The organism is Mucilaginibacter sp. RCC_168, from assembly GCF_041355315.1.
GTDB lineage: Bacteria > Bacteroidota > Bacteroidia > Sphingobacteriales > Sphingobacteriaceae > Mucilaginibacter.
The window spans coordinates 1-1,262 of record NZ_JBFUPN010000064.1; the positions used below are offsets into that span (position 1 = coordinate 1).

At 45.6% G+C, this 1,262-nt stretch carries 1 protein-coding gene; it reads right to left on the bottom strand.

What is annotated here, in order from left to right; genetic code table 11:
- Positions 1–13: 13 nt before the first annotated feature.
- Entirely contained in the window at positions 14–1,135 is a 1,122-nt protein-coding gene (locus tag AB6735_RS27960; protein WP_370999473.1) for an ISAs1 family transposase, read from the bottom strand.
- Between the last annotated feature and the right edge of the window lie 127 nt (positions 1,136–1,262).

The following is a 1,262-nucleotide window of genomic DNA, read 5'->3' on the forward strand; positions in this document are numbered from 1 at the left end:
CAGGGCTGACGCATTAGGAATTTGATTTAGCGATTAATGAAAGTAGAAATTTGTGGTTCCAACCGGCCATTTTCCTTTTTGCTTTCAGGCTGGCCTTACTGGTTTTGTCAGCTTTTAGAATATTTAGGGCTATCTTTCTGACCACGGCAAGGTTTTGGGCCGCCTGTTTGTTCCGTGTTGTATTGTAATCTTCGCCAAAGCCTACATCCAACTGCCAGTGAAGTTGGTTCTCAATCCCCCAATGTGCGCGGATGGCTTGGTTAAAATAGGCAGCATCAGCCCGTAGGCTGGAGATGTAGTAGCGGTCCTGTATGGAGTGGCTGTCACCCATTATCCTTTCCGAGGTTATTTTGATGATGCTCTTCATCCCCTTCCAATTTTCCTTTTCGTCAACCCAGTTAAGTTCATTAATGACTTTGCAGTTTCTGATCTCCGCCCGCCCGTGCCCTTTATCCAGATGCTGGCTATAACTGTCTTCTTTAAAGTTGAACTGGTTGATTACCTGTTCATAAAGGGTTTCCTGGTTCTGTTTTAAAGCAAGGATATAATCGCCCTGGTTTTCGATGATCTGTTCAGCAATCGCTTTCTGGGTACCCATTGCGTCGATGCTTACTACCGCCTCTTTGATGTTTAATAAGGATAGCAACGCCGGGATCGCCGTAATCTCGTTGCTCTTGTCATCTACCTTTTGTTGCCCCAGTACCAACTGGTTACGCCCTGACCAGGCGCTCACCAAATGTAAAGCCCCCAATCCCTGATGTTTGCAGGCGCTGTTACAGATACTCTTTCCATCGATGGCGATCAGTTCCTTTTCGCCAGATAAGCCCGCCTCCCCAAGACCCTGGCTAAGTTCCGCCGTCCATGCACGGAAACAACGTTCAAAAAGCTCCGCATTGATCAGCATAAAAACCCGGTTGATCGTGTCATGGCTGGGTATCCCATTTTCAAGAGGCAGTAATTGCCGCAAAAAGTCTTCTTTCTCTTTGCCGAACTCCTCCATCTCGTACCAGCTTTCTGCGCCGCATAGTACCGCCAATACCGATAGAATGATTAATTCCAGTAAATTATGTTTCTTATTATTGCCCGTCCGGGGATCAGGTATCCATCTGAAATGATCGTGAAGAGAGGTTGTCATATCTTTTTACAAAGAAAAACCGCCACAAGTCTTTTAACCAACCCTGGATACCTAAACTTACTCCTTCTTTATTAACATTTTGTTGATAACACCACGCATTTTTATCCTTTCTTATGCGTCAGCCCTG